The 7040-nt window shown below is 61.1% G+C and carries 6 protein-coding genes and 1 pseudogene; all 7 read left to right on the top strand.

Annotated elements, in window-relative coordinates; all coding sequences use genetic code 11:
- The first annotated feature begins 20 nt into the window (after positions 1 to 20).
- A complete protein-coding gene (locus Q0601_RS24460) occupies positions 21 to 149 on the top strand; it encodes a hypothetical protein (RefSeq protein ID WP_305292798.1) in 129 nt (42 codons plus the stop codon).
- 168 nt (positions 150 to 317) lie between these two features.
- Positions 318 to 2237 (top strand): molecular chaperone DnaK, encoded by a 1920-nt coding sequence (dnaK, locus tag Q0601_RS24455; protein WP_305292796.1) that lies wholly within the window; start codon positions 318 to 320, stop codon positions 2235 to 2237.
- 76 nt (positions 2238 to 2313) lie between these two features.
- Positions 2314 to 3477, top strand: a complete 1164-nt coding sequence (gene dnaJ, locus Q0601_RS24450) for a molecular chaperone DnaJ (protein WP_305292794.1) — start codon at positions 2314 to 2316, stop codon at positions 3475 to 3477.
- A 60-nt stretch (positions 3478 to 3537) separates the two neighbouring features.
- The gene (radC, locus tag Q0601_RS24445) at positions 3538 to 4326 is read left to right on the top strand and encodes a RadC family protein (protein WP_305292792.1); all 789 of its coding nucleotides are present in this window, start codon (positions 3538 to 3540) and stop codon (positions 4324 to 4326) included.
- Positions 4327 to 4561: 235 nt separating this feature from the next.
- Positions 4562 to 5122, top strand: a complete 561-nt coding sequence (petA, locus tag Q0601_RS24440; RefSeq protein WP_305292790.1) for a ubiquinol-cytochrome c reductase iron-sulfur subunit — start codon at positions 4562 to 4564, stop codon at positions 5120 to 5122.
- A 10-nt stretch (positions 5123 to 5132) separates the two neighbouring features.
- On the top strand, positions 5133 to 6455 hold the full coding sequence (petB, locus tag Q0601_RS24435; protein ID WP_119750718.1) for a cytochrome b: 1323 nt from the start codon (positions 5133 to 5135) through the stop codon (positions 6453 to 6455).
- 12 nt (positions 6456 to 6467) lie between these two features.
- A pseudogene (locus Q0601_RS24430) lies at positions 6468 to 7040 on the top strand (cytochrome c1); the annotation flags it as partial.

Genomic DNA, 7040 nt, shown 5'->3' with positions numbered 1-7040 from the left:
CGCCCTTGCGCGCTGCCTTCGTGGTGCCCTCCCCGCCCCCCCGCGCCCCGCGCCCCCCCCCCCCCCCCCCCCCCCCCCCCCCCCCCCCCCCCCCCCCCCCCCCCCCCCCTTGCCGCAAGCTAAAAAACATGACGTTTCCGCAAAATTGAATCGGATTCCGACCCTTTCAAACGCTTGCAGCCCGAATTTCCCCACCTATATACAGCCGCGAAGCGTTCGGATTCCAACCGGACGTGAAATCAACCACCGGGATCGGGCCGTGGGGGCCATAACGGACCCAAGGCCCAATACATCGCCATAAGAAAGGTAAGAGATACATGTCCAAAGTCATCGGGATTGACCTCGGTACAACCAATAGCTGCGTCGCCATCATGGATGGCAGCCAGCCCAAGGTGATCGAGAACAGCGAAGGCGCACGCACCACCCCCTCGATCGTCGGTTTCACCGAAGGCGAGCGTCTGGTCGGCCAATCCGCCAAGCGTCAGGCCGTGACCAACCCTTCGAACACCGTGTTTGCGGTCAAGCGTCTGATCGGTCGCCGTATCGGCGACGAAGCCGTCGAGAAGGACAAGAAACTGGTTCCCTACTCGATCGTGGATGGCGGCAATGGCGACGCCTGGGTCGAGGTGCGGAATGAGAAATATTCCCCCGCTCAGGTCAGCGCAATGATCCTTCAGAAGATGAAGGAAACCGCCGAATCCTATCTGGGCGAAGAGGTGACACAGGCCGTCATCACCGTGCCCGCCTATTTCAACGACGCCCAGCGTCAGGCCACCAAGGACGCCGGCAAGATCGCGGGTCTCGAGGTGCTGCGGATCATCAACGAACCGACGGCGGCCGCGCTTGCCTATGGCCTCGACAAGAAGGAAAGCCGGACGATCGCGGTCTATGACCTTGGCGGCGGCACCTTCGATATCACCATTCTGGAAATCGACGACGGGCTGTTCGAAGTGAAATCCACCAACGGGGACACGTTCCTTGGCGGTGAGGATTTCGACATGCGGATCGTGAGTTACCTCGCCGAGGAATTCAAGAAAGAGCATGGCGTCGATCTGACCAAGGACAAGATGGCGCTTCAGCGTCTGAAAGAGGCTGCCGAAAAAGCCAAGATCGAACTGTCCAGTTCCAGCCAGACCGAGATCAACCAGCCGTTCATCTCTATGGACAAGGATTCCGGCACGCCGCTGCACATGGTCATGAAACTGACCCGCGCCAAGCTGGAAAGCCTTGTGGCCGATCTGATCAAGCGTACCATGAAGCCGGTTCAGGAAGCCCTGAAGGACGGGGGCGTCTCGAAATCGGATATCGACGAGGTTGTTCTGGTTGGCGGTATGACCCGGATGCCCAAGGTTTTCCAGGAAGTCACCGATTTCTTCGGCAAGGAACCCCATAAGGGCGTGAACCCCGATGAGGTCGTGGCCCTTGGCGCCGCGATTCAGGCTGGCGTGCTGCAAGGCGACGTCAAGGATGTGGTGCTGCTGGACGTGACGCCGCTGTCGCTGGGGATCGAAACGCTGGGCGGTGTATTCACCCGCCTGATCGACCGCAACACCACCATCCCGACCAAGAAGGGCCAGATATTCTCGACTGCCGAGGATAACCAGAACGCGGTGACGATCCGGGTTTTCCAGGGCGAACGCGAAATGGCAGCCGACAACAAGATGCTGGGTCAGTTCAACCTTGAAGATATCCCGCCCGCGCCCCGTGGCATGCCCCAGATCGAGGTGACCTTCGACATCGACGCGAACGGCATCGTTTCGGTCAGTGCCAAGGACAAGGGCACCGGCAAGGAACAGAACATCACCATTCAGGCCTCGGGCGGTCTGACCGACGAGGATATCGATCGGATGGTCAAGGATGCCGAAGCCAATGCCGAGGCCGACAAGTCCCGCCGCGAGATCGTCGAAGCCAAGAACCAGGCCGAAAGCCTGATCCATTCGACCAGAAAGTCGCTGGAAGAGCATGGTGACAAGGTGGATGAATCCACGGTCGAGGCGATCGAACTGGCGATTGGCGCCCTGGAAGAATCGGTGAAGACCGACGATGCCGACAAAATCAAGTCCGGCATCCAGAACGTCATGGATGCATCGATGAAACTGGGCGAGGCCATCTACAAGGCGTCGCAATCCGAGGCCGAAGCCCGCGATGACAACGATCCGGACGAGCCTCGCGCCGCGGACGAAGATATCGTGGATGCCGATTTCGAGGATCTCGGCGAAGACAAGAAACGCGGCTGATCCGGGCCGTATCCCTGGACCGGCCCGCAGTTCGCGGGCCGGATTTCATTCCGGGGGTCAGTAGACAGGACAAGATATGGCCAAGCGTTGTTATTACGATGTTCTCGGGGTCGGACGCGGGGCTTCGACCGATGAACTGAAGAAGGCTTATCGCCGCAAGGCGAAGGAGCTTCACCCCGACCGCAACAAGGACAATCCAAGTGCCGAAGCGCAGTTCAAAGAGGTCAACGAGGCCTATGACTGCCTGAAGGACGAACAGAAAAAGGCTGCTTACGACCGCTTTGGTCATCAGGCCTTCGAAAATGGCGGCATGGGCGGCGGTGTCGGACGCGGCGCGCATCCGGGCGATTTCGGCTCGGCATTCGCGGATGTGTTCGACGATCTGTTCGGCGACATGATGGGCCGTCGCGGTGGCGGCGGCGGTGCCCGTTCCCGGGCGCAGCGCGGGCAGGATTTACGTTACAATCTGCGCGTCTCGCTCGAGGAAGCTTACGGCGGATTGCAAAAGACCATCAATATTTCCAGCTCGGTTGCTTGTGGCGACTGCAACGGCACCGGTGCGGAAGGCGCGACGCAACCCGCGAATTGCCCGACCTGCTCGGGCATGGGCCGGGTACGGGCCCAGCAAGGGTTCTTCACCGTCGAGCGGACCTGTCCGACCTGCGGTGGCCAGGGGCAGATCGTCAAGAATCCCTGCAAGACCTGTCATGGCGCAGGCCGGGTCGAGAAGGACCGCACCCTGTCGGTCAACATTCCGGCGGGCGTCGAAACCGGTACCCGGATCCGCCTTGCGGGCGAGGGCGAGGCCGGAATGCGCGGCGGACCCTCGGGCGATCTGTATATTTTCGTCGAGGTGAAAGAGCACGAGATCTTCATACGCGACGGCAAGACCCTTGCCTGTCAGGTGCCGGTCAGCATGGCGACCGCCGCATTGGGCGGCGAGGTCGAGGTGCCGACGATCGACGGCGGGCGTTCCCGCGTCAAGGTGCCGGCGGGCAGTCAGTCGGGCCGGCAGATGCGGCTGCGCGGCAAGGGAATGCCGCCCTTGCGGCATGGCGCGGGCGCGAATGGCGAGTTTGGAGACATGCTGCTTGAGATTGCGGTTGAAACGCCGGTGAACCTGAATGCGCGACAAAAAGAGCTTTTGCGCGAATTCGCCGCGGAGAAGGTCGATAACAGTCCCCAATCGACCAGTTTCTTCAACAAGGTAAAAGGGTTCTGGGACGGCATGACCCGATGATCATGAGGCGCTTCGGCGCCTCTTTCCAATTTTTTCATACCTTTTTTGCATAATCCGGGCATGGCCCAGGACCGATCACCACCGACCCCTTCATTGCCGCTGTTCGATCCGGCGATTCGCGATTTTCATGCGGCGAATTCGGCGGCGCGGTCGAATCGGCACAACAAGGCGATGCCTTCATATCTGGCCGATCATCGCGCAAGGCTTCGGGAACGCTTCATGCAGGGTGGTGCGGCGGCGATGCCGGATTACGAATTGCTGGAACTCGTCCTGTTCCGCGCCATCCCCCGGCAGGATGTGAAACCGCTGGCCCGCCGCCTGATCGAGCGTTTCGGCGATTTCAACCGGGTGATTTCCGCGGCTCCCGCCCGCATGACGGAAGTCGAAGGCGTCGGCGCCGCTGTCGTGACCGAACTGAAACTGGTCGAGGCCGCGTCTCAGCGGCTGGCCCGCGCGAAGGTGCTGCATCGGCCGGTGCTGTCGGGATGGCAGGCATTGCTGGATTATTGCCATACCGCCATGGCGCATCGCGAGACGGAACAGTTCCGGGTGCTGTATCTGGACCGCAAGAATGTACTGATCGCGGATGAGGAACAGTCCCGCGGCACGGTCGATCACGTACCGGTCTACCCGCGCGAGATCATGCGCCGCGCGCTTGAGCTGAATTCATCGGCATTGATTCTTGTCCACAACCACCCCTCGGGCGATCCGACCCCGTCAGAAGCGGATATCGTCATGACTGCCCAGATCGCGCGGGCGGCGGATTGCATGGGAATCACCATCCATGACCATCTGGTCATCGGCAAATCCCGCGAACTCAGCTTTCGATCCGAGGGATTGCTGAAGTGACGAAAATCCCGGTGTGACGGGATTATCGGCCCTGCCCGCGACAAATCATCGCAGGCCGTTCGCGAAGACGCGACAATTTTTCAACATGGGCATAGTACCACAGACTCAGGAATGGGCTTACCCGCTGGACTGACGGGGATTTGAACGCTAGAACCGCCTACGCGACGGTTGCGATCAAAGCGCGGCCCGGAATGACATAGCGGCCAAATAATTGGCCCGAACTGGAGAATGACCCGTGTCCCACGCAGATGACCACGTAGGCACCCGGAGGGATTTCCTCTATTACGCCACGGCGGGAGCAGGCGCAGTTGCAGCCGGTGCAGCCGGCTGGACGCTTGTGAACCAGATGAACCCCTCGGCCGATGTTCAGGCACTGTCTTCGATCCAGGTCGATGTCAGCGGCGTCGAGGTGGGTACCCAGCTTACGGTGAAATGGCTGGGCAAACCGGTATTCATCCGTCGCCGGACCCCGGATGAGATCGAGGCCGCCCGTGCTGTCGGGCTGGGCGAGCTGATCGACCAGGGCGCCGAGAACGAGAACAAGCCCGGCGAAGCCGCGACCGACGAAAACCGCGCATTGGACGAAACCGGCGAATGGCTGGTGATGATCGGCGTTTGCACCCATCTGGGCTGCGTTCCCATCGGCGACGGCGCGGGCGATTTCGGCGGCTGGTTCTGCCCCTGCCACGGCTCGCATTACGACACGGCCGGCCGCATCCGCAAAGGCCCGGCGCCCAGGAATCTTCCGGTTCCAATCGCCGAATTCGTCAACGAAACAACCATCCAACTGGGCTGAGGAGGGCATCATGGCCGGAATTCCGCACGACCATTACGAGCCCAAATCGGGCCCCGAACGCTGGCTGCATCGCCGTTTGCCGATCGTCAGCGTCATCTATGACACATTGATGATCCCCACCCCCAGGAACCTGAACTGGTGGTGGATATGGGGCATCGTTCTGGCATTCTGCCTTGCGCTGCAGATCGTCACCGGGATCGTTCTGGTGATGCATTACACCCCGCATGTCGATCTGGCCTTCGCCAGCGTCGAACATATCATGCGCGACGTGAATGGCGGCTATATGCTGCGTTACATGCATGCCAACGGCGCTTCGCTGTTTTTCCTTGCCGTCTATATCCACATCTTCCGCGGGCTGTATTACGGCAGCTACAAGGCCCCTCGCGAAGTTACCTGGATCATCGGCATGCTGATCTATCTGGCGATGATGGCGACGGCCTTCATGGGATATGTGCTGCCCTGGGGTCAGATGTCCTTCTGGGGCGCGACCGTGATTACTGGCCTGTTCGGCGCAATTCCCGGGATCGGCGAATCGATCCAGACATGGCTTCTGGGCGGCCCGGCCGTGGATAACGCCACGCTGAACCGCTTCTTCTCGCTGCACTATCTGCTGCCCTTCATCATCGCCGCGCTGGTGATCGTGCATATCTGGGCCTTCCACACTACGGGCAACAACAACCCGACCGGTGTCGAAGTCCGCCGCACCTCGAAGGAAGAGGCCGAGAAAGACACCCTGCCGTTCTGGCCCTATTTCGTGATCAAGGACCTGTTCGCGCTTGGCGTGATCATGGTGGTGTTCTTCGCCGTTGTCGGCTTCATGCCCAACTATCTGGGCCATCCCGACAACTATATCGAGGCGAACGCGCTCGCCACGCCCGAACATATCGTGCCCGAATGGTATTTCCTGCCCTTCTACGCGATTCTGCGGGCCTTTACCGCCGATGTCTGGCTGGTGATTCTGGTCAACAAGCTGTCCTTTGGCATCATCGACGCCAAATTCTTCGGCGTGCTGGCGATGTTTGGCGCGATTCTGGTCATGGCCCTGGTGCCGTGGCTGGATACCAGCCGCGTCCGCTCGGGTCGTTACCGGCCGCAATTCAAGTGGTGGTTCTGGCTGCTTGCCGTCGATTTCGTGATCCTGATGTGGGTCGGCGCGCGTCCGGCAGAGGGAATTTATCCTTATATCGCCCTTGCCGGCTCGGCTTACTGGTTCATCTATTTCCTGGTGATCCTGCCGCTGCTTGGTGTGATTGAGAAACCCGATCCGATGCCTGCGACCATCGAAGAGGATTTCAACGAACACTACGGCGCCAAAGCGCATCCGGCCGAGTAAGGAGAGCCATCAATGACCCTGAGAACCAAGACGCTCACGGCTGTTGCGGCCCTGACAATCCTCGCCGGCGGCTATTCGCTGGCGCAGGAGGCCGAGACGGACCAACCCGCTGACGCACAGCAATCCGTACCCGAAAGCGACGCATCGACCGACGCTCCCGCAGGTGCGGAGGCCGAGTCCGAAGCCACTGAAGGCGAAGCTGCAGGGCAACCTGCTGCTGACGCCGAAGAAGCCGGTGCCGAAGAACCTGCCGCCGATGACGCGGCGGCCGAGGAAGCGCCCGCCGAGGGTGAAGCCACGGATGGCGATGCGGCGGAACAACCCGCCGACGCTGCCGAAGAAGCCGGTGCCGAAGAGCCTGCCGCTGACGATGCGGCGGCAGAAGAAGCACCCGCCGAAGGTGAAGCCACGGATGGCGACGCGGCGGAACAACCCGCTGACGCTGCCGAAGAAGCCGGTGCCGAAGAGCCTGCGGCTGACGATGCGGCGGCAGAAGAAGCACCCGTCGAAGGTGAAGCCACGGATGGCGATGCGGCGGAGCAACCCGCTGACGCTGCTGAAGAAGCCGGTGCCGAGGAGCCTGCC

The sequence above is a fragment of the Paracoccus wurundjeri genome (assembly GCF_030678915.1).
Lineage (GTDB): Bacteria > Pseudomonadota > Alphaproteobacteria > Rhodobacterales > Rhodobacteraceae > Paracoccus > Paracoccus onubensis_A.
Note: the sequence above shows the minus strand (reverse complement) of the source record. Positions and strands in the feature narration are given on the sequence as shown.

What these genes read in the sequence shown, in the direction of transcription:
- dnaK (WP_305292796.1), top strand. Translation starts at nt 318, where the DNA reads ATGTCCAAAGTCATCGGGATTGACCTCGGTACAACCAATAGCTGCGTC.
- dnaJ (WP_305292794.1), top strand. Translation starts at nt 2,314, where the DNA reads ATGGCCAAGCGTTGTTATTACGATGTTCTCGGGGTCGGACGCGGGGCT.
- radC (WP_305292792.1), top strand. Translation starts at nt 3,538, where the DNA reads ATGGCCCAGGACCGATCACCACCGACCCCTTCATTGCCGCTGTTCGAT.
- petB (WP_119750718.1), top strand. Translation starts at nt 5,133, where the DNA reads ATGGCCGGAATTCCGCACGACCATTACGAGCCCAAATCGGGCCCCGAA.